Source organism: Shewanella sp. SR1 (assembly GCF_020447145.1).
Taxonomy (GTDB): Bacteria; Pseudomonadota; Gammaproteobacteria; order Enterobacterales; family Shewanellaceae; genus Shewanella; species Shewanella baltica.
In genome coordinates, this window is sequence record NZ_JAJAEF010000002.1 from 38,487 (window position 1) to 60,912 (window position 22,426).

At 44.0% G+C, this 22,426-nt stretch carries 22 protein-coding genes; 10 read left to right on the forward strand and 12 right to left on the reverse strand.

The window, feature by feature from the left end; translation table 11 throughout:
* Positions 1-34 precede the first annotated feature (34 nt).
* Together KV201_RS02060 and KV201_RS02065 are read left to right on the forward strand one after the other, a co-directional pair.
* Positions 35-949, forward strand: coding sequence for a LysR family transcriptional regulator (locus KV201_RS02060; RefSeq protein ID WP_006082119.1), 915 nt, complete (start codon positions 35-37; stop codon positions 947-949).
* A 180-nt stretch (positions 950-1,129) separates the two neighbouring features.
* On the forward strand, positions 1,130-1,924 hold the full coding sequence (locus KV201_RS02065) for a TIGR00266 family protein (RefSeq protein ID WP_226058382.1): 795 nt from the start codon (positions 1,130-1,132) through the stop codon (positions 1,922-1,924).
* A gap of 114 nt (positions 1,925-2,038) precedes the next feature.
* On the opposite strand, the gene KV201_RS02070 is transcribed toward KV201_RS02065, so the two are convergent.
* The 4 genes from KV201_RS02070 to KV201_RS02085 all read right to left on the reverse strand — a co-directional run bounded on the left by KV201_RS02070 (position 2,039) and on the right by KV201_RS02085 (position 8,077).
* The gene (locus tag KV201_RS02070; RefSeq protein WP_226058383.1) at positions 2,039-4,876 is read right to left on the reverse strand and encodes a TonB-dependent siderophore receptor; all 2,838 of its coding nucleotides are present in this window, start codon (positions 4,874-4,876) and stop codon (positions 2,039-2,041) included.
* Between the two features lie 481 nt (positions 4,877-5,357).
* Positions 5,358-6,611: a hypothetical protein gene (locus KV201_RS02075; RefSeq protein WP_226058384.1), complete on the reverse strand. Its 1,254-nt coding sequence runs from the start codon at positions 6,609-6,611 to the stop codon at positions 5,358-5,360.
* 537 nt (positions 6,612-7,148) lie between these two features.
* Positions 7,149-7,493, reverse strand: coding sequence for a hypothetical protein (locus KV201_RS02080; protein ID WP_006086165.1), 345 nt, complete (start codon positions 7,491-7,493; stop codon positions 7,149-7,151).
* A 122-nt stretch (positions 7,494-7,615) separates the two neighbouring features.
* The gene (locus tag KV201_RS02085) at positions 7,616-8,077 is read right to left on the reverse strand and encodes an EVE domain-containing protein (protein ID WP_006082115.1); all 462 of its coding nucleotides are present in this window, start codon (positions 8,075-8,077) and stop codon (positions 7,616-7,618) included.
* Between the two features lie 277 nt (positions 8,078-8,354).
* Between KV201_RS02085 and KV201_RS02090 the strand changes: the two genes are divergently transcribed.
* Positions 8,355-8,735, forward strand: a complete 381-nt coding sequence (locus tag KV201_RS02090) for a DUF6508 domain-containing protein (protein ID WP_006082114.1) — start codon at positions 8,355-8,357, stop codon at positions 8,733-8,735.
* Between the two features lie 139 nt (positions 8,736-8,874).
* Positions 8,875-10,587: an AMP-binding protein gene (locus tag KV201_RS02095; protein WP_226058385.1), complete on the forward strand. Its 1,713-nt coding sequence runs from the start codon at positions 8,875-8,877 to the stop codon at positions 10,585-10,587.
* Between the two features lie 95 nt (positions 10,588-10,682).
* Here the strand turns inward: KV201_RS02095 and KV201_RS02100 are convergent, their stop codons facing one another.
* The gene (locus tag KV201_RS02100; RefSeq protein WP_071939308.1) at positions 10,683-10,955 is read right to left on the reverse strand and encodes a PGPGW domain-containing protein; all 273 of its coding nucleotides are present in this window, start codon (positions 10,953-10,955) and stop codon (positions 10,683-10,685) included.
* A 270-nt stretch (positions 10,956-11,225) separates the two neighbouring features.
* On the opposite strand from KV201_RS02100, the gene KV201_RS02105 reads away from it, so the two are divergent.
* The 3 genes from KV201_RS02105 (at position 11,226) to KV201_RS02115 (ending at position 14,101) form a co-directional block, all read left to right on the forward strand.
* Positions 11,226-11,972 carry an ABC transporter substrate-binding protein gene (locus KV201_RS02105; protein ID WP_226058386.1) on the forward strand — a complete coding sequence of 249 codons (747 nt, stop codon included), beginning with the start codon at positions 11,226-11,228 and terminating at the stop codon, positions 11,970-11,972.
* 174 nt (positions 11,973-12,146) lie between these two features.
* The gene (locus tag KV201_RS02110; protein WP_226058387.1) at positions 12,147-13,175 is read left to right on the forward strand and encodes a M14 family zinc carboxypeptidase; all 1,029 of its coding nucleotides are present in this window, start codon (positions 12,147-12,149) and stop codon (positions 13,173-13,175) included.
* Positions 13,172-14,101, forward strand: coding sequence for an alpha/beta fold hydrolase (locus tag KV201_RS02115; RefSeq protein ID WP_226058388.1), 930 nt, complete (start codon positions 13,172-13,174; stop codon positions 14,099-14,101). Before KV201_RS02110 ends, KV201_RS02115 begins: the two co-directional genes overlap by 4 nt.
* 72 nt (positions 14,102-14,173) lie before the next feature.
* On the opposite strand, the gene KV201_RS02120 is transcribed toward KV201_RS02115, so the two are convergent.
* A complete protein-coding gene (locus tag KV201_RS02120) occupies positions 14,174-14,581 on the reverse strand; it encodes a YccF domain-containing protein (RefSeq protein WP_063883059.1) in 408 nt (135 codons plus the stop codon).
* Positions 14,582-14,866: 285 nt separating this feature from the next.
* On the opposite strand from KV201_RS02120, the gene KV201_RS02125 reads away from it, so the two are divergent.
* On the forward strand, positions 14,867-15,871 hold the full coding sequence (locus tag KV201_RS02125) for a 1-aminocyclopropane-1-carboxylate deaminase/D-cysteine desulfhydrase (RefSeq protein ID WP_226058389.1): 1,005 nt from the start codon (positions 14,867-14,869) through the stop codon (positions 15,869-15,871).
* 72 nt (positions 15,872-15,943) lie between these two features.
* On the opposite strand, the gene KV201_RS02130 is transcribed toward KV201_RS02125, so the two are convergent.
* The 5 genes from KV201_RS02130 to KV201_RS02150 all read right to left on the reverse strand — a co-directional run bounded on the left by KV201_RS02130 (position 15,944) and on the right by KV201_RS02150 (position 19,579).
* The gene (locus KV201_RS02130; protein WP_226058390.1) at positions 15,944-16,204 is read right to left on the reverse strand and encodes a hypothetical protein; all 261 of its coding nucleotides are present in this window, start codon (positions 16,202-16,204) and stop codon (positions 15,944-15,946) included.
* Between the two features lie 300 nt (positions 16,205-16,504).
* Positions 16,505-16,678, reverse strand: coding sequence for a hypothetical protein (locus tag KV201_RS02135; protein WP_006082106.1), 174 nt, complete (start codon positions 16,676-16,678; stop codon positions 16,505-16,507).
* 820 nt (positions 16,679-17,498) lie between these two features.
* On the reverse strand, positions 17,499-18,227 hold the full coding sequence (locus tag KV201_RS02140) for a ChrR family anti-sigma-E factor (RefSeq protein WP_226058391.1): 729 nt from the start codon (positions 18,225-18,227) through the stop codon (positions 17,499-17,501).
* Complete coding sequence (locus KV201_RS02145) at positions 18,220-18,882, reverse strand: sigma-70 family RNA polymerase sigma factor (protein WP_006086176.1); 663 nt, start codon at positions 18,880-18,882, stop codon at positions 18,220-18,222. The genes KV201_RS02140 and KV201_RS02145 overlap by 8 nt, the downstream gene beginning before the upstream one ends.
* 145 nt (positions 18,883-19,027) lie before the next feature.
* The gene (locus tag KV201_RS02150; RefSeq protein WP_071939314.1) at positions 19,028-19,579 is read right to left on the reverse strand and encodes an LON peptidase substrate-binding domain-containing protein; all 552 of its coding nucleotides are present in this window, start codon (positions 19,577-19,579) and stop codon (positions 19,028-19,030) included.
* Between the two features lie 100 nt (positions 19,580-19,679).
* Between KV201_RS02150 and KV201_RS02155 the strand changes: the two genes are divergently transcribed.
* Together KV201_RS02155 and KV201_RS02160 are read left to right on the forward strand one after the other, a co-directional pair.
* Positions 19,680-20,294 carry a class I SAM-dependent methyltransferase gene (locus KV201_RS02155; RefSeq protein WP_226058392.1) on the forward strand — a complete coding sequence of 205 codons (615 nt, stop codon included), beginning with the start codon at positions 19,680-19,682 and terminating at the stop codon, positions 20,292-20,294.
* A 316-nt stretch (positions 20,295-20,610) separates the two neighbouring features.
* Positions 20,611-21,555, forward strand: coding sequence for a chemotaxis protein CheV (locus tag KV201_RS02160; RefSeq protein ID WP_006082100.1), 945 nt, complete (start codon positions 20,611-20,613; stop codon positions 21,553-21,555).
* A gap of 197 nt (positions 21,556-21,752) precedes the next feature.
* On the opposite strand, the gene KV201_RS02165 is transcribed toward KV201_RS02160, so the two are convergent.
* Complete coding sequence (locus KV201_RS02165) at positions 21,753-22,394, reverse strand: hypothetical protein (RefSeq protein WP_226058393.1); 642 nt, start codon at positions 22,392-22,394, stop codon at positions 21,753-21,755.
* Between the last annotated feature and the right edge of the window lie 32 nt (positions 22,395-22,426).

Genomic DNA, 22,426 nt, shown 5'->3' on the forward strand with positions numbered 1-22,426 from the left:
TCCGTGACATGTTCATAAGAGCCAAGGAGTGACCATGCGCATCGATATTGATGCTTTTAATGTGCTGCAAGTGCTGGTGGAAGAGGGCAGTTTTGCCAAGGCGGCGGAGCGGTTACACAAGGCGCAATCGGCGGTGAGTTATCAAGTTAAAAAGCTAGAAGAGCACTTAGGCGTGCAGCTTTTTAGCCGTGAGCAATATCGTGCTGAGCTGACGCAAGAGGGCCGGGTGATTTTGGCCGAGGGGCGAAGATTGTTGCAACACCTTGCAAACATTGAACATCTTGCCAGCCGTTTTAGTGAAGGTTGGGAGCCAAAGTTAGAGCTAGTGATAGATGGAGCCTTGCCGATGGAGCCAATTATGACGGCTTTAAAGCGCATGGCTGAACATCAAATCCCCACTAAAATTCAGCTCAATATGGAATTTTTAGGCGGCGTACAACACAGATTCGAGCGGGATAATGCCGACTTGATGTTAGTGAAAGATTATCGCACTGGCCCCTATTATCACCCGCAACCTTTGCCAGCCATCACCAGTGTGCTGGTGGCAAGTGCTTCGCATCCTTTGTCTTTTATTCGCGAAATTAGTTTGTCGGAACTGCAGCAACACGTGGAATTGACTATCGAAGACTCTTCGCCCAATAAAAGTTACCGCGATGAAATGCAATTTGGCGGCGATAAAGTGTTTTATCTTTCAGGCTTTATCATGAAAAAGAACGCCTTGTTAAAAGGCTTAGGTTTTGGTTGGTTGCCGGACTTTTTAGTACAAGAAGAGTTGGCGAAGGGGGAGTTAGTTGAAATCGACTTTGTCGGTGGCAGCCGTTTTACCTTTATTCCACAGCTCGTCTCGACCTTAGAGCGGCCATTAGGCCGTGCGGGACAACTTTTTACCGAGTTGATATTAGAGGAGTTTGCTAAGGCTGAGCAGTTTAATGGCGTGGGTTTAGGTTGATAAGTCGCCGTTTGTCATCTTTTGATACAAGTTACCGCATAAAATAATCGCATTTTGACATTTTATGTCATAGATTAAGCGCTAGATTAACAGTGAAATTGAGCCACGATAGGTAAAGAGTCGTCCATCGTGGTCAATCTAAAGGCTAGTAACAAGGAACTGACAGTTAAGGGGAACAGTATGTCTAGACGTTGTCATGAAGTGGATTATGAAATCATCGGCCACAGTATGCAGTTGGTTGAAGTGGAGCTCGATCCTAACGAAACCGTGGTCGCCGAAGCGGGCGCGATGAACTACCTAGAGCAAGATATTAGCTTTGAGGCCAAAATGGGCGATGGTTCTGAACCTGAGTCAGGCTTTTTTGGCAAGTTGGTGGGCGCGGGTAAGCGGGCGTTAAGCGGTGAGAGCATTTTTATGACTCACTTTACCAATCAAGGCAACCAAAAGCGCAAAGTCGCCTTTGCCGCCCCTTATCCGGGCACAATCCTTGCGATCGACTTAGCCGAATATGGCGGCGAGCTTATCTGTCAAAAGGATAGTTTTTTAGCTGCGGCCTTAGGTACGCGGGTGACGATGAAATTTAATCGCCGTTTAGGCACGGGCTTTTTCGGTGGCGAAGGGTTTATTCTGCAAAGCCTACAAGGCGATGGCATGACTTTTATCCATGCGGGCGGCACCTTAGTGAAGAAAGAACTACGAGGCGAAACCTTAAGGGTTGATACAGGTTGTCTGGTTGGATTTACGCCTGGGATAGATTACGACATCGAGCGCGCTGGCTCGTTAAAGTCCATGGTATTTGGCGGTGAAGGTTTATTTTTAGCGACCCTAAAAGGCCACGGCACGGTTTGGCTGCAGAGTTTACCGTTCTCACGAATGGCGGATCGCATTATTGCCCATGCACCATCTACGGGTGGCAGTGATCGCGGTGAAGGTTCAGTGCTTGGTGGTCTTGGCCGCATGCTTGATGGGCGTTAATTGAATTGTTTTATAATAAAACTGCTTCATATTAATGTAAAAAAAAGTGACATATCGAGATTGATGATATGTCACTTTAAATGGGAGATTTTAAATTAACTCAAACAGAGTCGGTTAGAACTTATAGTTAACACCTACAGTAATGCGTTGTCCCAAAATGTCATAGTAAGCACCTTGGTTATACACACCTGGTTGGCGAGGTGGTGTTTCATCAAACATGTTGAGAATGCCCGCACGAACTTGTAGTGCATCAGTGATGTTATAGCGACTGGTTAAATCAAACGTTACATATGATGGAATATCATTATAGTTGTTTTGATTCGGTGACCAATCGTTACTTAGTACTGTGTTACTACGATAGTTCGCTGTGAGTACTGCAGAGAAATCTCCGTAGGTGTAATCAGTGGTAAAACGATGACGCCAACGTGGTCGCTCTTGCTCACCAGTTTCTTTAACTACATCTTCAGCAAAACCTGTTGAATTAAATGAACGTTCTTCAAGGTAAGTACTGAACAGACGGAAGCCCCAATCACCAAAGCTACTTTCAAACTTATAGTTAGCTTCAATATCTACACCGGAAGTAATGCTGGTTGCAGAGTTAACTGGTTTTTCATAGTAGTTGGTGATCTCATGCGTATTTGGATCACGTTCAAGCAATGGACAGAATGGGTTGTCCAGAGTACTTGATTGGTAGCAGTACTTCACAACATCTGGGCCAGTAAAACTGTTAATGACATTTTTCATGTCAAATTTCCAGTAATCAACTGTGAAGCTTAGGTTTTCAATATAACTCGGTGTGTAGACAAAACCGATAGTAATGTCATCAGCCACTTCGTTTTGTAAGTCCTCGTTTCCTACTATAAATCCTGGACGAGTTGAACCGTACCACTCTTGAGATGGTTCAAAATCGGTAGGAATGCCCTGTGCAGCACAGTTTGCCAAGACATTGTCTAGATATTCAGGATTGATTTGGTTGCGGTAGCTAGTTGCGCAATAATCCTTCATAGATCTAAATGTTTGTCCTGGTGGGCTATACAAGTCACCTATGTTGGGAGCTCTAACAGATTTTGAACGGTTTAATCTGACTCTCAAATCGTCGAAAACTGCCCAGTTTAAGCCTACTTTCCAAGCAGTATCAGAACCTGATGTCGAGTAATCCATATAACGGAAAGCTGTTTCCAATGTTAGATCTTGTACTAATGTAATGTCACTTAGTAGTGGAATTGACAATTCTGCTGAAGCTTCTGTTACATCAAACTCACCTTTAAGTGGCTGAGATTGGTTGTTGAATAGTAAGCCTTCGCGCATAGCTGGATCAGGTAAAGTGTCCGCTTGCTCTTTTCTATACTCGAGAGAGAATGCACTGGATACGAAACCTGCTGGTAATTCGAAAAGATCACCACTGACGGATGCACCTAATGCTGATTGAGTGATAGATGAACGACGAATTGCATCTGTGCTAACCCAATCATAGGCTTCTTTATCGAAAATACCGCGCCCAAATACGTTGAGTGGAAGACATCCATTATCTCGTGCACTTTCACTACGGCAAACAACATCACCATTATCGTCTTTTACAGTATCAACAGCATCGTAGAAGCGTTGTTCAAACATTTCACCGTACCATTCGGTGTCAGCTTGAACATGTCCTACTGTTGCATAGGCATCATAGGTCCAACTTTCAGAAATTTCACCTTCAAAGCCTAGTGCAACACGAGCTGTAGTGCGTTCTTGGCTGTACTTTCGATTACCAAAGTCAGATGCTAGGTAGCCAAGAGTCACTCCTGCTCCAGGTTTTGACTCACCTGCCGCAACCAAAGCTGCTGCTTCTGGTGATAGGAAACCATTATCTTCATGTAACTTGAAGTTCAAAAATGCTGGAGAACTTTCGCCATAAGCATCTGATTTGCTTAAGCTAGCTTCCATTGTCATTTTATGATTTTCATTGATGTCGTAACTCATTACTGAGAAAAAGTTAATACGATCTAGTGGCGTTTTGATGAATGAGTTTTCAGCAAAATTATAACCTTCTCCACCTAGATAATCGACACGACCAGAAGTCAGAGGAGGTAAAGCTTGTCCTAACTCCATCGGTCTTACATTGCCATTTTCATCAAATGAATAACGAGTACCTTTCGAAACAAATGTCCCTGTTTTGCTGTAGGAAGCTAAAACCTGCTGACCATATCCCCACACAACAGCTTGTGGATCATCAGGACCCGTTGCATTTTGGTTACGTACAACAATAGGCGCTTCACGAAGAAACTCTCTATCCATAAAGGATAGTTGTCCCTGACGTGCCCAACTAAGGTTAGTAACAAAATTAGCTTTACCTATTTCTGAGCCGAATGTTATTGAAGCGTATTTTTCTTCACCACCATCTTCTGTTGGCTGTGTAGTCGAAACGTCTACTGAAATGCCGTCAAAGCTTTTCTTTGTAATAATGTTCACAACACCAGCAATTGCATCAGAACCATATACTGCAGATGCACCACCAGTTGTGATTTCAATTCGCTCAACCATTGCGGTAGGTATATTGTTAAGGTCTACAGAGCCTGAGCCAGGTGCGCCTGCAACAAATCGACGACCATTAACAAGAACGAGTGTACGGTCAGAGCCTAACCCTCTTAAATCTGTATTATTCAAGCCACTAGCAAATACAGTATTATTTGTTGTTTCAGGCGATAGGCCTACTAATGTGTTAGGCATTTTATGCAATAAATCAGCAACGTTCACGACACCTGCATCAATTAATCCATCACCAGAGATAACTGTCACGGGCGTAGGAGTGAGTTCACCGATACGCTTAATTTTTGAGCCTGTAACTTCAATACGTTCAAACGTTTCAGTTTGCTCTTCAGCTTGGGCATAAACAAACGTGGAAGCTGTTAGACTTGCTGCGGCAAATATACCGTAGCGAACCGCTTTTGCCGTTAGTGACAAAGAGTTCATACATCTCTCCTTCATATTTATATTTATTGTTAGTTAAATTTATGGTTTAAAAATGATGCAGATTTAACAACATCATCCATATATTTATTTAAAAGTTGCGCAGATGTCAACGTTTGGTTTTTTTGATGATTAATTAAGAGGTGAGGTATTTAAGGTTGGATTAATAAAGCACCTTTATTTATAACAAGATAATAACAAATTTGTCACTTTTGCTAACGTTTGTGGTCTTTTTCAGCAGGTGCTTCCTATCTATTATTTTTTTCATATTGATTTTATTGGGTTTTTATTTAACTTAGTATTTTAATCATTCCTGTTGCTTGTTAATTGTAACTGAGTATTTATTTTCTTAGTTATAGAAACTCTTAATTTAATATTTTCTTTGTTTTGCGCGAGTCAATCATCACAAAGTATTACTTTTCAAGTTTAATTATATGTTGACTGATTCTGCGAGAGGCTATTTTTTAAATTGATACATCATTACTCATGCAGTTGCTTTTATCTTTCTCTCTATAATTTTTGATATCAGATACATCATTAAATAGCCTGTGCCCAAGGCTAAAATCACTGCGACGACATTCTCGGTATATAGGCGATAAGCATAGAAAGTACCGACCAGTACTGCTATACCTGCGATGCGAATGAGCAGGCTTTGGGTAAAGTAGCCGTGGGCTTTGATATAGGCCAACTGATAGCCGTTGAGCATCATAAATATAAAAAACATGGAGAAATGCATTAATACAGGGGCCGCTTTAATGTATTGCTCGGGAAATAACCAAGCCACCAATGGCTTGCTCGCGAATATCATAGCGACGAAAAACACCCCGCTGATCCACAGGGAGACTTTAGTCAGCCATGACTTGATTTGTTGCACTTCGTCAAAGCGTTTTTCTCGTACACACACTGCAACTTCGGGCAGCACAAAACGGTAGATGGGGAAGACAAACAGCAGGGTGAGGTAAGTGATCATCGGCCGCACCACCACTTGGAAATCACCCAGTTCATCTATGCTGAAATAGGCAATGGTTAGCAATACTGTGATGTAAATCATCAAGATACTGGCACCCGCTTCCATGGACGCTGTCAGGCTTTTTTTCATAAAACTACGTAAGCCCGTATCAAAATGCACCGCACTTAAGGGCGGAGTGGCGATATCTTTGCGCCGTTTTAAGTACATATATAAGGCAACGATGAGCGATGACAATGTCATGCTGTAAAAGAGTGAGGCTATGGCCGTTTGTTTTAACCCATAGAAACACAAGAAAAAGCTGGTCACTTGCGCTATCGGTTCCAGCCAAGTCACTCGATTGGAGATGGCATATAGCCGGTACATAGCGATTTGATTGGTAAAATACACCTTGAGCCCCATGCTCAAAACAATGCCAACCAATTGAAAATATTCAACGTTAAGGTGAAGTTTGTGTTTGATATAGGGCAAGACTAAGCCCCATGTCAGCAGCACCATAGCGATCAAGCTGTAGCGGAATATATTGGTGATATCCACATCTTGCTTGGTCTGGGAGTAAGTCACCACCATAGAGGAGCGAAATCCTGTCATCAGGATCAGCGACAGTGAGATAATATCGATAACCGTGTGATAGAGCGCTAGATCCGCTTTGGCGACCCATTGTGCTAACCAAAGCTTAAAGAGAAAACCCACAGAAATACTGGCGAGTGATGCCCAGAATCCCGCAATAATCGCCTGCTTAACCCGTTGAAGTGATGTGGTGTGTTCCATTGTCAAAATCCAGCTTTAGTCTGCGGTCATTATAGGGATGCTATGAGTGTCGTTAAGGTTTTGCATTAGTCGCTGCTTTGGCTGCTTTGGCTGCTTTGGCTGCTTTGGCTGCTTTGGTTACTTTAGTTGCGTGAGTACCTTTTGATAACGCTTATCTGATTCGGTTCGATGCTATAACTTTATGCAAAGGACTTGATACCAATGCTTTGATGCCAGAAGCTTAGTCTTCTGTCCAGACTAAAACCTTGAGTACCGCCGAAGACATTTCATCTTAGTTTATGCGCATATTAGCACTGGCTGAGTCTAGCATTCAGCCAATTCATGACCAATAGCCAGATAGTAAAGATATGATAAATATCAGTATGTTTCTTAATTGTAACTGTGCTCATTAACTCGCGAGAAATTGTGGGATAAATAGAAGTACAGACAAGGGATAGGGTTGTGCAAGCATCATGATTTGGGATGATGGCACGCCCTAATAAGAACTGGGCGTGCTAATAAAACTGCCGTGATTAGCCATCTCACGAATGTCTTGCGTTATTCGGTAATGATATTGACGATATCGAGGATTTTACGGCTGTTGTTATCGAGTTTGATCAATGCACCTTCAACTTGGATGCTAATAATGCCATCTCTGTCTAAGGGCACAATGATACGACCGCGGTCATAAATATCATGCTCAAGCACATCACCACGATGGAGTTTTTTCTGCCAACCGGGTGGTAAACGTTCACCGTGGTCGACCTTTTTCTGTAATCCAGGTGGTAAGCCTTTCTCTTTTTTGTGGTGCTCGTGTTCATGGTCATCTTTAGCAAAAACTGATATAGGCGCCATTAAGCTGAGCACGAGTCCTACGATAACCACTGACGTTGATTTATTCATCTGTGCTCCAAAGGGGCGTTGAGAGAGCATTGAGCTAGTGCAGCGGCAATGCTTGATGCGGCCAACAATAGGCGATACTAAATGAACCTTAGCTGAACGTTACTGAGTCGAGATGCTTAAACTCAAGGGGTTAACATTAGCACAGCTTGCCATTGTTCGGCGGTCACAGGTTGGATACTCAGCCTTGAGCCCTTAGACACTAAATACATGTCGGCCAATTGCGGCAGGTTTTTAATCAAGCTTAAGGGAATAATATCGTTAAATTTTTCGACAAAGCGGATATCCACTCGTAGCCATCTTGGTTTAGTAGGATCTGACTTAGGGTCGAAATACTTAGATTCGGGATCGAAGGCCGTGCTGTCGGGATACGCATTTGTCACGACTTCAGCGATACCAACAATACCGGGTACTTTGCAGCTTGAATGGTAAAAAAATACCTGATCGCCAATTTGCATCTCATCGCGCATAAAGTTACGCGCCTGATAGTTACGTATCCCATGCCAAGCTTCGGTTTGGTTCGGGCAAGCCTTAAGATCATCTATGCTGAATTCGTCGGGTTCCGATTTCATAAGCCAGTAGTTCATCTTGTTTCCTTTATTCATAGTTGCCGTTAAGCGCTTCAATATCCCTAAGTTTATCTTAATTTAGTCGAACACCCCAGTTCGTCACTCATATCAAGCATTGTGAGTTTGATTAAGTTTCGGTTCAGATAAGGTGGCTTAGCCTGTGGGCTGCAATCTTATTTGGTATGCCTTATGCAGATTCTCGATACTAAGGCAAAGCGTCAAATTCGATCTCGGTTTGTGATTGGTGCCATACAAGTTGTGGCAGCAGTGGCAATCAAAACCTGTGAGGTGTGTGATGGGAACTTCAACAATGACGTCCGACTGTGGTTTATATACTAAATATCTTAAGGATTTTACAGCCGGTGATGTGATCCTAAGCCATGAGCGGATGCTGGAATTTATTAATGACCTGACAACCCAAGGTTGGTTATTGGCAAATTTCACTTGGGACTATTGGTATAACAACAGTTACTTAGTCGATAAACCCGCCTACATTCGTGAAGCGAGCATAGCACAATGCAAATTGCTGCTGACCGCCATGACGCGACTTGAGGTCTTTAGCCCTGGCGTGTTAGAGAATATGCGTCGCCAAGGGATTTTACTGGCCATTGTTGAGCGCTTGCAAAGCTTAAATGTGCCTAAGTCGAGTACTCATCTTGAATTTATCAGCCGCTAACCCCGCACTTTAATGGATTGTTATTTAATCGATTATCTTACTCTTTAGTCTAATAAAGTGCTTTTTTGCTTGTGACATTATCCGTGGATTGGTTAGTTTGGACCTCGCTAACCATAATAATAAATGCACGGAGGCCTTAATGTCAGTTCCAACAAGCCAAGTTATCAGTCCGCTCAAGGTCAGCGAGTTTCATGGTGTGCGATCACCGAAACTCGTTGAGAAAACCATAGGTCAATATCTTGATGAGGTTGCGGCAATGTATCCCGACCAATTAGCGGTTGTCGTACATCATCAACATATCCGCTGGAATTACCGTCAATATCTCGTTCAAATCGAGGCGCTCGCCACAGGATTATTAAAACTCGGTATTAAGTCCGGCGATAGGGTGGGCATTTGGTCACCCAACAATATTGAATGGTGTTTAACCCAATATGCGACCGCTAAAATTGGCGCCATCATGGTGTGTATTAACCCTGCATATCGGCCTGAAGAGTTGCAATACGCGCTGAGTAATGTGGGGTGCCGCGCGGTAATTTGTGCCGACAAGTTTAAATCCAGCAATTACCTCGAAATGCTATACGAATTGGCGCCTGAGCTAACTTCTTGCCCTGCGGGTCAATTACAGGCGAAGGCCGTTCCTGAGCTCGAGTTTGTGATCCGTATGGGCGCTGAAAAATCCGTCGGCATGTTGAATTTTGATGACTTGCTCGTCGATGTGACCGCCGATGACAAGGCGGCACTCGAGAGTATCGGCAAAGCATTAAGCCCGTATGATGCGATTAATATCCAGTTTACCTCTGGCACCACGGGTAGCCCAAAAGGTGCGACCTTATCCCACCATAACATTTTGAATAATGGTTATTTAGTCGCAGAGGCGATGAAGTTTACCTGTCACGATAAACTCTGTATTCCTGTGCCCTTATATCATTGCTTTGGCATGGTGCTCGGCAGTTTAGTTTGCTTAGCCAAGGGCGCCGCGGCTGTGTTCCCCGGCGAATCCTTCGATCCCTTGACGACATTGCAAGTGATTGAGCAAGAGCGTTGCACCGCTTTACATGGCGTACCGACTATGTTTATTGCCGAGCTTGAGCATCCTGAATTTACGCGTTTTGATTTGAGTTCTTTACGAACCGGCGTGATGGCGGGGGCAACTTGCCCAGAAGAAGTGATGCGCCGAGTACAAAATCTCATGTATATGAAGGAAGTACTAATTGGTTATGGTCAGACTGAGTGCAGTCCGCTCAATCATATTACTGAAATTGATTCGCCAGTTGAGAAACGGGTGCTCACTGTTGGCCGTGCTTTGCCCCATACCGAAGTGAAAATAGTTGACGAATTTGGTGAAGTGTTGCCAATTAATCAACCCGGTGAAGTCTGTAGTCGGGGATATTGCATAATGCAGTGCTATTGGAACGATCCCGAAAAAACAGCGGCGACCATAGACAGTGCGGGTTGGCTACATTCTGGCGATATTGGCCAAATGGATGAGCAAGGTTATGTGCAAATTGTGGGTCGGATTAAAGATATGATCATTCGCGGTGGCGAGAATATCTATCCCCGTGAGATTGAAGAGAAACTTTACACCCATAAAGATGTGCAGGATGCGGCGGTCTTTGGCGTTCAAAGCGATAAATACGGGGAGGAAGTGTGTGCTTGGATTAAAGTCCGCTCTGGCGCGACGATTACCGAGGAAGATATTCGCCATTTCCTCACCGAGAAGTTTGCCTATTTCAAGGTGCCACGTTACATCAAGTTTGTGGATCAGTACCCAATGACAGTAACGGGGAAAATTCAGAAATTCAAAATGCGTGAGCTGATGTATCAAGAGTTATATGAAGATATTAATGCTTAAGTGATGTGATTTGGCGAGTCTGCTTTTTTTGACTTTCAAGCCGCACAATGCGGCTTGAATTTTATTCAGTCTATAGGTGTCGTTTAACCGACAAGTTAACGGAAGAGTCGACGGGTCATGCCATCAAGCCAAGCCGCACTTTGAGTTAACTTTCGCTGACTACGACGCAGCGCCAGCTTTGCCCAGGCATATTGTGTGCTGAGCAGCGCCAATCCTAAGATAATCAAGAGTAAACCTGGGCCAGGTAAGAGTAAAAAGACCAGCCCGAGCAAGGTTAAAGCTGCGCCAATCACAGTGATCCCTGCTTTAGTTATCGCGCCTTTTGCATGGGAGGACGGCGCGCGATTGAAAAAGGTAACTTTGCGCATAGGAGTTGGCCTTATGGTGAGTTAATCGAATCAAGCTGTACTGTCAGCTGACTATCAGTTGTGTGCTAACTGTATGTCAGTTTTCAGTCTAATCCTTTGCTCATTTATTGGCAGCTTATGTCGTCAGCCTAATTGTAACAAAACTTCACTTCCCCGCAGTGGCTTCATGGCTATACTGAAACCAGAGAAAAAATCTTGGAAGATAAAAACTAAAGCTCAATTTGTCGATGATTTAGTAGTCAATCCATTCTGTAGACTAAGGAGTCCCAAATGGTTCGATGGCGTTTAAAGCTCCTTGCGTGTTGCCTTTCCTCCATGGGATTAAGCACGGCTAAGGCGGATACCTTAATGCTGACATCCTTACTTTGGCCGCCTTATTCTGGGCAGCAATTAGCCGAGCAGGGCGCGAGTATTGCTGTGGCGCGGGCGGCGCTCAAAGTGATGGGGCACCAATTAGAAGTGGATTTTTACCCATGGAGCCGCGCTGTAAAGCTCGCCAGTATGCCTAATTCTGACTATCTGGGTTATTTCCCTGAGTATTACTTTGAGACTGAAAAGTTTGTTTTTTCTAAATCGATTGGCGACGGTCCTTTGGGACTGGTGGAGCAAAAAGCCCATCCTGTGAGTTGGAATTATGTCGAAGATCTGAATCGCTATACCTTAGGTGTGGTGAAAGATTACGTGAATACTCAGGCGTTAGATCGCATGATTGCCACAGGCGTTCAGCCGACTGAAGCGGTGACTTCAGATGAGCACAATATTAAGAAAGTGGCCGCAGGCCGAATTGATGCGGCGGTAATTGATGTCAACGTGCTGCACTATTTACTTAAGCAAAAGCCCTTGCAGCCGCTGGCGGAAAAACTGCAAATCAACCGCCAAATTTTAGCGAATAAGCAGCTTTATATCGCGTTTCGTAATACCGAAGAAGGCCGACGTTGGCGGGATATTTTTGATCAAGGTTTGGCGCAAATTGACGTCGAAACCATCATCGGAGAGCTACTGTATCGTGAAGACTAATGCATGATTGAGGTTAGTGTGCTCTCAATTTTTCCCCTTATTTTTTCCTCTATTTTCAGCCAATTCCTCTCAAAATTACATCAGATATTCCGCTTGTCATCATTCTGTCTTTGTTCACTATTAGCATCACCTTAACGGCATGAGTTGCTTTCTCATTTTATTGATTAAGGTGACATGAATAAACTTCCCTTTGAGTTAGATACGCTGCAACAACTCATTGATACTCATCATCTTAAGTTGCAGTATCAAATTCTTGCCGACATTCCATTTCGTCACGAACATTTTCCTCTCTACAGTGTTGAACTGGGCGGGGGAGATAAGCCCTGTCCGACAGTACTCTTTGTGGGCGGCGTGCATGGGGTTGAACGTATTGGCTCTCAAGTCATCTTGGCATTGCTGAACAGTTTGTTGCAGCGGCTGGTGTGGGATAAACATCTACAACAGATGTTAACGGGCGTGCGGCTAGCTTTTGTGCCTGTGGTGAATCCCGTTGGTTTATTTATGGGAACGCGGGGCAATGGCAATCAAGTGGATTTGATGCGTAACGCCCCGATAGAATCTAGCGAAAAAGTCTCTTTTATGGTCGGAGGACAGCGGATATCGTCGCGGCTGCCTTGGTATCGCGGCGTGGGGGGAATGGAGCTTGAAACCGTCGGTTTAGTTGCCTATGTACAGCAATTGCTGAGCCGCAGCACCAGTTTGATTTCCCTCGATGCTCACTCTGGCTTTGGCTTGAGTGATCATATTTGGTTCCCCTACGCCCATACGCGTACCGCCTTCGAAAATGCCAATTATATTCTTCATCTAAAACAATTATTTGAACAAAGTTATCCCCATCATGACCATTATCGGCTCGCGCCGCAGAGCCAGTTTTATCGCACCCATGGGGATATTTGGGATTACCTCTATCGCCAGCATCAAGTGGCCGATCCCCATGCTCAGGTGCCGTTTCTGCCTTTGACATTAGAGATGGGATCCTGGGCTTGGATTAAGAAAAATCCCAGACAAATATTTAATTTTGCAGGTTTTTTCAATCCGCAGAAAACACATCGTCATCACAGAATTTTACGCAGGCACACAGTGCTGATGCAATTTATGATGGAAGCGGCCTACGCCCAATCGTTAGAGCAGTTAACGCCTGAACGTTTGGCTGAACTCACTGAGTGCGCGCGGCAGTATTGGTATCGGGAGCCACAGTCATGACAACTTGGGTGTTATTGCGGGGATTAATGCGTGATCAGCGCCACTGGAATGGCTTCGATCAGCGACTGCGACAAAAGGGGCTGCGAGTACTGACACCGGATTTGCCAGGTAATGGGACGCTATCCCATGAACTAAGCCCACTTAAGATTGCTGACTATACCCATGCCGTGTGGCTGCAATTGGATGAGCAGGTACAAGATGGGGAAGCCATTTACCTTCTCGGCTTGTCTATGGGCGGTATGTTAGCGCTGGAAATGGCGCGCCAGCGACCTTGGCAGATAAGGCATGTATTTGTACTAAACAGCAGTGCGGCTAATTTATCGGCTTGGTATCAAAGATTTAATCCACTGAATGCATTGAAGGCATTTTTCTTGCGGGCTCGAGGTAAAGCCTTACATCCCATTGAGTCGACGATAGTGCGTTTAACCAGTTTTCGTCATCGGCGAGACTGCGGTTTAATTGCCGAATGGAGTGAATTTCGCCGCCAATCGTCGCCAACTATTCGTAACGCCTGGCGGCAACTGTGGGCGGCTTTTCAATATCAGTGTCCATTGACCGTGGAAGTGCCGATAAGTGTGCTCTGCGGTGACCGTGATGCGTTGGTGAGCATGGCATCGAGCAAAGCCTTGGCACAGCACTTTCACACGGATTTGATAGTATTAGCGTATTGCGGCCATGATGCGGCCATTGATGCCCCTGCAAAACTGGCACATTATCTGTTGGCAATTGTGGCGCCGACTAAGCCGCAAACTGAGGTTCAAGAGGATGATGAACCTGCCCATGCGCAATATGCCCATGCTCAATATAATTGTAACGATTTACTGGAGGAAGAAATGGCCTTTAACGAGGCGATATTTTCAGTGTGGGATGAAAAAGCGCTATCCATTCTCCACAGTAAATCATCGACAGTAAATCATCGACAGTAAATCATCGACAGTAAATCATCGACAGTAAATCATCGGCAATGAACAGCGCTAAGACGGATAACTCACTGCCGATTAGGCTTTAGCCACGACGGTTTGACCTATCGGTGTTAGGCTGAGTAACGCCAATTTAAGATGCTGTATTCCAAAGGGAATGCCGATAATTGTCACAAAACAGGCTAGGGCATGGGCTAAGTGGCCTATGGCTAACCAGATCCCAAACAGCAAGAACCAAATAATATTTCCCACCATGCCTAGGGCACCTGTGCCTAAATCGTCTCGTCCGGTTAGGTGACGACGGCTGATTTGTTCTTGGCCAAATGGCCAGAAGGTCATTTCACCGATAACAAAGCAGGCGCGGCCAAAGGGTATACCAATAATGCTGATAAAACACAGGATACCAGCGAGCCACCAAGCGAGTCCCATCACAAATCCACCGAGCACAAACCAAGCGATGTTGAATATTAAGCGTAATACTGCCATTGAAAACTCCTTATGTTACTTTTTTAGCCTTTATCGTCAGCTGTAATGAATGCTGTTAGCTTTGATAAACTGAATATATACCAATGACTAAGCGAGAAACGTGCCAATTATTTGGCTATTAATAATCAATGACTTAGATCTATCCGTTTAAGCTTTATTTGTGATTTTCACTAATTCTTCGCTAAATTGCTAATTTCTTAAGAGCAGAAGAGCAAAGGCGGCGTTACACTAGCCATTCCATCCAATGGCTTAAAAGCCTGAGTATTTAATCGTTTGAGTAGCCTGATGTTTGCAAATTCCCCCGTCGATATTTTTGCCTTTGCTGGTCGAGAAATATTTCTAAAACGTGATGATTTATTGCATCCAGCGTTTAGCGGCAATAAAGCGCGTAAATTCGGCTACTTTTTAGATCATGAGTTTATAGGCATCAACAAGGTGATAGGCCACGGCTCACCCTTAGCGAACTCTTTGTATTCCCTATCAACATTGGCCAAGATGAAAGGCTGGCAGTGTGATTTTTATGTTGACCATATTGCCAGTCAAATAGTCAAGCATCCCACGGGGAATTACGCTGCGGCATTGGCAAATGGCACCAATATTATCGACTTAAGTGAGTTAATGGCGCAAAAGCAGACGTTTACTCAGTCGCAATGCGAACCTCAGGTTTTGTTAGAGATTAATGCTAGATCTGAGCCTGCTTTGCAAACGGGTAGTGCGCGACTGAGTTGCCAAGAGTATATCGAGACTCAGGTACTCGCGAATGAGCCTACGGCGCTTTTTATCCCAGAGGGCGGTCGCTGTTCCTACGCTGAATACGGGGTAAATAGACTGGCGCAAGAAATAGTGCAATTTGCGCAGGCGAATGATTTAGTCGATTTAACGGTATTTTTACCGTCGGGGACGGGGACGACGGCGTTATTTTTAAATCAGTACTTTATTCGTCAACAAACGGCGATTCGCGTTGTGACTTGCGCTGTGGTGGGCGGCGATGATTATTTACGTTTGCAATTCTCTATGCTTAATCCAAATACTCTCGAGCATCCACAGATAGTGAATGTCGGCAAAAAATATCACTTTGGTAAACTCTACCCTGAATTCTATGCCATGTGGCAGCGCGTTTGTGCCTCAGGGATTCAATTTGAACTACTCTACGATCCCTTAGGTTTTATTGTGCTTGAGGATTATTTACAGCGTAGTGAATTAGGTCATGTGATGTATTTGCATCAAGGCGGATTATTGGGGAATGAGACTATGTTGCCGCGTTATCTGCGTAAGTTTGCTGGAGTATGAGACTTTTCAAAGAATAGTAATATAACCAGCGCAATAGATTAAGACCGCTTTTTTAAGACGGCAGATGGTTTCTTAAGATAGTAGATGGTTTCGCTTAAGGATTTTATAGGTACGTTGGCCTATATTCTCGAGGTGTTTTAAATCTTTTAGGCTAGGTATTACATCGCTAAACTGCCAATAGCTGATTTCAGCATCTAACATTTCCAGCATTTTTTTCGAACAACCTAGACATTGTCCTTGGCACAGTTGTGCATCCGTTAAATTGAGCGGAATTGTCGCTTTTATCTGGCTTATCAAGCTTTGCATGGCGATTTGGGTATTGGGTTTTAGCATAGATGAGGTGCTGAACAGTATTCATGGGGATGAATATTAGCGGATGCTGCAGTGGAAATAGGTGATCTAAGTTAGATTTGACTCATTTGGTTCGGCAGGTATCTGTGTGAGAGAGATACAGCCTGAACCAAATGTGTTCGTCATGATGACGTAAAAAAGGATAGCGTGTTCGTGACATTCGGCTATCAGTTTACTTAAGTGTTCGGTACTGCGAAGAGAATGGAAACCGATTAAATACACTTGAGCAAACGGGGTATTACAGTACTTATTTCTAACTTATCGTCTAATTTATTTTTTGACTTATTTGTTTGCGGACAATAACCATTTCATAAAGCTGATGGCTTCTGTACGTTTTGAAAAAGTCTGTCTGTTTTTACCTTGACGATCGGTAAAAGCAATTGAGGTTTTATTTACTGAGATTGAATCTACAGGGAAGTTCACTGTAATTTCATGTCCATTAATTTTGTATGACATATGCCACACTCCTTTTTGTTAATTCACCCATAGGTGAGATAGTTGTAACTATAAAATATCCTTAGCAATTTGCGAAAGATTCGTTCTATTGAGTATCGAGGTTACCCCATCTTTGATTCATTAATCAAGAGATGCTTAATCGATAAATAATACATGCTGTCGATTATGCCAATGGACTAACTTGATACTGCCAGTTGACCATAGCTTAATGACAATACTATGACAGTGTGGAGAACAGTAAGTTCACAGACATAACCACATGATTTTAGTGGTATCGAATGCTTGAGCTTATGGGGTTTTGCTTGTAGTAGGCTTTCTTTATGAGGACCGAACTCTGATTGCTAATAGTCAGGCTGGTTTAAAAAGGTAAACAACAAGGTGTTTCTCAAAACGACGTGCAGTATATCAATAAAAATAGCTTATGCAAGTTTAATTTTTATTCAATGTGATTATTTGTTGATTAATGTTGAGTTAACGTGAATTGTTTCTGGCTATTCATTTGATTTAAAGCATAAAGCTTGGCATAGATCATGTTCTTATTTTGTATTTGGCGGCAATGCTGAGTGTCCATATTGCGGCTTTTTAGGCGAAAAGGATGTGGCTACTGTTAGCCAATTGAATTAAAAATTCTAGCAAACTGAATAAAAAACTCATGCAAATAGAATAAAAAATCCCACTGAAATAGGTTATTTCAATGGGATTAATGGCCGTCATTTAGTAACTGAAAATTTAGTAACTGAAGATTCAGTAATTGAAAATTTAGCAGCGGACTCATTTTAAAACGGAGTAAATAAGTCATGTTAAAGCACTGGCTACAGGCTTAATAAATCAGTTCACCTATGGGGTTAAGCAACTTGCTTAGGCCTTTGGTAAAATGCAGCGGCGCATCTAACACTGTGTAGCATAAGCAACCGTCAACGGTTTTAGGTGAGTGGTGATGTTGGCTATCGAGCACAATAAAATCACCTGGCACATAGTCACCGTTAAGATCCGAAAACGCTCCCGCTAACAATAGGGTTAATTCATAGCCCTTATGGGTATGTTGGGGGATTTCACCTTGCGCATCTATGTGCAATAAGCTCGCGCGGGTGTTCATTTCATCGACATCAAAACGCATGCGACTGACTTTGCCTAAGATTTGCCAAGGACGGGCCAAATGCTGGCGAAACACCGACGGCACTGTGTAATGCTGTTGTTTTACTTGAACATCCAGAGGAGCATTATTAGGCACATCCGTCGCCGCAGGCTGGGCCATGATTTGCGCCAGCATAGCGTCAATATCCATCACTGGTACATTAGTCGCTTGAGTGTTTCCAGCATCAATATGTGCAGTGTGAATCAACTCTTGGTCTGTATGATTTGCAGCATGAGCATGAGCGCCATCTGGATTTAATGCCGAATTGGCAGCTTGCTCGGTTAATAGGGCTAGTTGCTCACGACACGTCTCACATAACGCGCAATGCGCTGATACCGCGATGGCCATCGATAAAGGTAAGACCCCGTTCGCATGGCTCACGAGTAATTCTTGTTGGGGATGATGCTTAATCATTGTGTGTCTCCAAGAAACTTTTCAACTTTTCTAGCCCGAGTCTTAATCGTGACTTTATGGTGCCTATTGGCACCTTGAGGGCATCGGCTAGCTCTTGTTGAGTGAGTTCTTGCATGTAGATACCTTGCACGACTTGTCGTTGCGCTAGGGGAAGGGCATCAAGATGTTGGAGGAGTTTCGCCGTCAATTTATGATCAGTGAGTGTGTCTTGAGCCATGGTCGCATCGCACAGCGGCCAAATATCATCGCCAAAGGTATCTTCTTTATTGTGTTGTACTCGTCTCAGCATATCGAAACACTGATTACGCATTATGGTAAACACCCAAGTTGTCACTGAGCCTTTCTCTGCATTGTACAGATGGGCCTTAGTCCACACGCTGGTCATGGTTTCTTGAACTAAATCCATGGCTAAGCCTTGTTGATTCAGTCTTTGTAAACCAAAGGCGCGGATCTTGGGCATAAAATGCTGGAATAAATGCCCAAAGGCGGCTCTGTCTCGTTTGTCTGCTACTTGTAGCATAAACGTGATCAAAGTATCCGCTTGAGGCTCGCAGGTTTTGAGAGCGGGAATGTCGTTATCCATAGCCGAATGAGTCAGAGACGTGATAGGGCCATGATACCGATTTTGCCTGCTTTGTGATTGAATATTTTCCATTATTTTCGCTCTTATCCCAGTCGTTAGTGCTAAGTTTGAGATCAGTAACGACAAAATTGAGAGGCTTGTTTCACTTCTGAGCCCAGTTTTACTGTCAAACTGTCAATCAATACGGAGTGGCTTAAATAAAGGATCATTCACAGGATTATTTTATCACGGCCCGCAATAGGTCTCGGGTCATAATATGATCTAAGGTATTAATGCAGTTGTACTTTTCTGAGGCTTGCACGGGCAATATTTCTAGCCAGCGTTGGCAGACCCAAGCAATGTCTTCAAACTGTTCCGCTTGATAGTGCTTGAGATGTTGTGGATATTCCTTGAGGATATTTTGTAACATTTGGCTCAAGTAACGCTCATCGGTCGCAATACGTGTCGCAGGCCAATTGTCGATAAAGCTAACATCGCCGCGCTTCAAGCCATCGTCTTCGACACTGATTTCATTAACTTTAAAGCGCTTTGAACCTTGAACGCTGATCCCTAATAGTCCATCGGGTAGGGTTTCAAAATCAATAATATGCACTAAGGTGCCTATGGGCTGAATGGTTTTGCCATCCTCTTCGAGCATACATAAGCCAAAGCCTTCGCCTGACTTTAACGATTCGGCGACTAAACGCTTATATCTAGGTTCAAATACCCGCAGTTGTGTGTAACCTTCGGGCAATAAACAAATGGGTAGTGGAAAAAGAGGTAATTTCATCGTGGCCTCTGGTGAACTTATGTTCCTATCATTACGTACCATAGTGGCAGTTCGATCAGTAAAATTATCAACAATAGTTTACCCATATTTAGAGGATGGCATGAAATTAAATCCATTTGAGAAAAAGCTCGTTCAGCATCCAATACGTTTTTGGCTACAAAATCATGTCGAAGCGCCTTTGCTTACGTCTATGATGCCTAAACCTATGGCTCGCTGCGAGCGCGCATTAGAAATCGGTTGTGGGTTTGGTAATGGTATTCAGTTGATCCGCGAGCATTTTGGCGCAGGACATATCACGGCCGTGGATATCGACCCTGAAATGGTCGTAGCGGCGCAATCTCGCTGGCAAGCTCGGCCACAAGGTTTGAAAGGGCTGAGTTTCTCGGTTGCCGACGCTTCTTGTCTTCCCTTTGCCGATGGCGAGTTCGATATGGTGTTTGATTTTGCTGTATTCCACCATATTCCAGATTGGCAGGCGGCCATCAAGGACGTTGCCCGAGTACTGAAACCAAACGGTTACTTTGTGGTAGAGGATTTATATCGCGCTGCGATTTGTAATCCACTGAGTCGACGCCTATTTGAGCATCCACAGCAAAATCGCTTTAATCACCGCGAGTGGTTAGTTGTGTTGCGTCAAGCGGGGTTTGAGATAGTCTGCGACAGAAATGCCTTGGATCTTGCGGGCATGGTGCTTGCCCAGAAAGTGCAGCGTTAGGTGGCAGCGCCGCTGACGCAAATTGAATGTTCGTTGTGAATGGATTGAATATTCGTGCTTTTACTAATATTCATACTTATGCCAAAGCCAAATGTTTTGGCTATTTCGCCGCTTGAGCACAGACATGAGCCGACAGCGCCATTGATATTCGGGGGTTGAGTAAATCAAGTTAGCGGCATGATTTTGCGAGAGTGGTTGTAATTTTTAGATAAAATAGCACCTCGGCATGGTTCTTCATGGGAGTTTACCGCTATAATTTGAGCTAATCCGTCGCATGTGAGGAAAGGATTTTCCTCAAGAGTAGAGAAGCAGCATTATGGCAAACGTACTTGCAACCGTAGATCAGCGTACCAAACTCGTGGGTGAGAACCGCCTCGAGTTGTTGCTCTTTAGCATTAATTCCACGCAGTTATTTGCCATCAACGTCTTTAAAGTCAAAGAAGTGGTTAAGCTTCCTCCCCTTAATGCCATGCCTGGGAGTCATCCTCATATTTATGGTGTTGCTAATATTCGCGGCATTTCTATCCCTGTGATTGATTTACGTTCGGCTATTGGGTTTAAACCTGTGCCGCCAGATGATGATGCTAATATGATCATCACAGAATATAACCGCAGCGTGCAGGGCTTCTTAGTCGGCAAGGTTGAGCACATTATCAACATGACATGGAGCGATATCATGCCGCCGCCGAAAACGGCGGGGCGCAATAATTATCTGACGGCAATTACCCGCATCGAACATCAAGGCAAATCGCAATTAGTGTCGATTATCGACGTAGAGAAAGTACTGGCGGAGATCATTCACTACGATATTAGTTTATCTGAAGGTGTGCTCGATGAAACCTTAGTCCATGAAATGCCAGGCAGAAAAATCTTGATTGTGGACGATTCATCGACCGCAAGGCGTCAGGTGCGTGAGACTTTAAGCCAACTAGGCATAGAAATTATTGAGGCTTCTGATGGCTTGCAGGCATTGAATTTATTACAAAAATGGCGTGATGAAGGCAAGCAAGTGTCCAAAGAATTACTGATGATGATTACCGATGCCGAAATGCCCGAGATGGACGGTTACAAGCTGACGTCTGAAGTCCGCGGTGATAAAGCTATGTCAGATCTATATATAACCTTGAATACTTCACTGAGTGGCAGCTTTAACCATGCCATGGTTGAAAAGGTAGGCTGTGATAAGTTTATTTCTAAGTTCCAGCCGGATTTGCTGGTGGAAGTGGTACAAGAAAGATTAAGACAAGTGATTAATCACTAAGCAGTTTGAGATACGAACTATCGGTGATTGACCTTGTGTTGGTCATCGGTAGGCTCAGCGCTTTTAACAACCGCTTTTAATGACTGTTTTTAAATGTGGCCTGTTTATATCAGACTTTTAATATCAGCCATTCAATCGTCACCTTTCCATCGCTTTTGTTCAAATCCTACCAGATTACCTTTTTATTTAACGCTCAATTACGAGGCGAATTCGGCATCTACATCTTGTAATACTTGGCGTTTCATTTCTTTGGCGGCGGCAATATGGATGCGGGCGAGTCGTAGGGCGTAGTTGAATCTTGATCGGCCGACGAGGCGCACCAGTTCGGCAAAAAACTGTGGATCTAAGGTGAATTGCGTCGAGTAGTACTGGATTGCAGCATTGACTGAGTTAAAGGTCACGCCATCAAATTCGAAACCTGCGTTATAACCTTGGTCGTCAATTTCTTCGCCTTCTAATACCAGTGGCCAGCCGGGTGCATTGATACGGTCGCGGGCAATCTGATACATCATCCAAGCACTTTTCTTAAAGCCTTCAAACACTTTGCAGGAAAATTTAGACTCGGCTAGTTCTTCTTCGGTCCAATTAATCCCAATCGCGAGGTGTTTTGCATAAATGCGCATCAGTGCATCTTTGACGGCCATACGACAATCCCATATTGAGCTCAAAGGATGTTGTTTGGCTAATCGTAAGCATTCGTTGCAGGCGGGCACGGCTAACGAAGGATGTGGCGTATGTGTGTGGGCAATATATTCGAAGTGTTGATTGCTCGGTTCGCCGCAAAACCAACAGGTATGGCGTTGGTCGAAGGGAATATCGATAAGCGGGATAGCAGACATCAAGGAATGAGCACCTCAGTCCTTGATGTCAC

Coding starts and splice junctions, on each gene's coding strand:
- KV201_RS02115 (WP_226058388.1), top strand. CDS start 13,172: ATGACAACTTGGGTGTTATTGCGGGGATTAATGCGTGATCAGCGCCAC.
- KV201_RS02160 (WP_006082100.1), top strand. CDS start 20,611: ATGGCAAACGTACTTGCAACCGTAGATCAGCGTACCAAACTCGTGGGT.
- KV201_RS02090 (WP_006082114.1), top strand. CDS start 8,355: ATGGGAACTTCAACAATGACGTCCGACTGTGGTTTATATACTAAATAT.
- KV201_RS02065 (WP_226058382.1), top strand. CDS start 1,130: ATGTCTAGACGTTGTCATGAAGTGGATTATGAAATCATCGGCCACAGT.
- KV201_RS02125 (WP_226058389.1), top strand. CDS start 14,867: ATGTTTGCAAATTCCCCCGTCGATATTTTTGCCTTTGCTGGTCGAGAA.
- KV201_RS02085 (WP_006082115.1), bottom strand. CDS start 8,077: ATGAACTACTGGCTTATGAAATCGGAACCCGACGAATTCAGCATAGAT.
- KV201_RS02095 (WP_226058385.1), top strand. CDS start 8,875: ATGTCAGTTCCAACAAGCCAAGTTATCAGTCCGCTCAAGGTCAGCGAG.
- KV201_RS02060 (WP_006082119.1), top strand. CDS start 35: ATGCGCATCGATATTGATGCTTTTAATGTGCTGCAAGTGCTGGTGGAA.
- KV201_RS02165 (WP_226058393.1), bottom strand. CDS start 22,394: ATGTCTGCTATCCCGCTTATCGATATTCCCTTCGACCAACGCCATACC.
- KV201_RS02080 (WP_006086165.1), bottom strand. CDS start 7,493: ATGAATAAATCAACGTCAGTGGTTATCGTAGGACTCGTGCTCAGCTTA.
- KV201_RS02150 (WP_071939314.1), bottom strand. CDS start 19,579: ATGAAATTACCTCTTTTTCCACTACCCATTTGTTTATTGCCCGAAGGT.
- KV201_RS02145 (WP_006086176.1), bottom strand. CDS start 18,882: ATGGAAAATATTCAATCACAAAGCAGGCAAAATCGGTATCATGGCCCT.
- KV201_RS02135 (WP_006082106.1), bottom strand. CDS start 16,678: ATGTCATACAAAATTAATGGACATGAAATTACAGTGAACTTCCCTGTA.
- KV201_RS02105 (WP_226058386.1), top strand. CDS start 11,226: ATGGTTCGATGGCGTTTAAAGCTCCTTGCGTGTTGCCTTTCCTCCATG.
- KV201_RS02100 (WP_071939308.1), bottom strand. CDS start 10,955: ATGCGCAAAGTTACCTTTTTCAATCGCGCGCCGTCCTCCCATGCAAAA.
- KV201_RS02110 (WP_226058387.1), top strand. CDS start 12,147: ATGAATAAACTTCCCTTTGAGTTAGATACGCTGCAACAACTCATTGAT.
- KV201_RS02075 (WP_226058384.1), bottom strand. CDS start 6,611: ATGGAACACACCACATCACTTCAACGGGTTAAGCAGGCGATTATTGCG.
- KV201_RS02130 (WP_226058390.1), bottom strand. CDS start 16,204: ATGCTAAAACCCAATACCCAAATCGCCATGCAAAGCTTGATAAGCCAG.
- KV201_RS02070 (WP_226058383.1), bottom strand. CDS start 4,876: ATGAACTCTTTGTCACTAACGGCAAAAGCGGTTCGCTACGGTATATTT.
- KV201_RS02155 (WP_226058392.1), top strand. CDS start 19,680: ATGAAATTAAATCCATTTGAGAAAAAGCTCGTTCAGCATCCAATACGT.
- KV201_RS02120 (WP_063883059.1), bottom strand. CDS start 14,581: ATGGCAGTATTACGCTTAATATTCAACATCGCTTGGTTTGTGCTCGGT.
- KV201_RS02140 (WP_226058391.1), bottom strand. CDS start 18,227: ATGATTAAGCATCATCCCCAACAAGAATTACTCGTGAGCCATGCGAAC.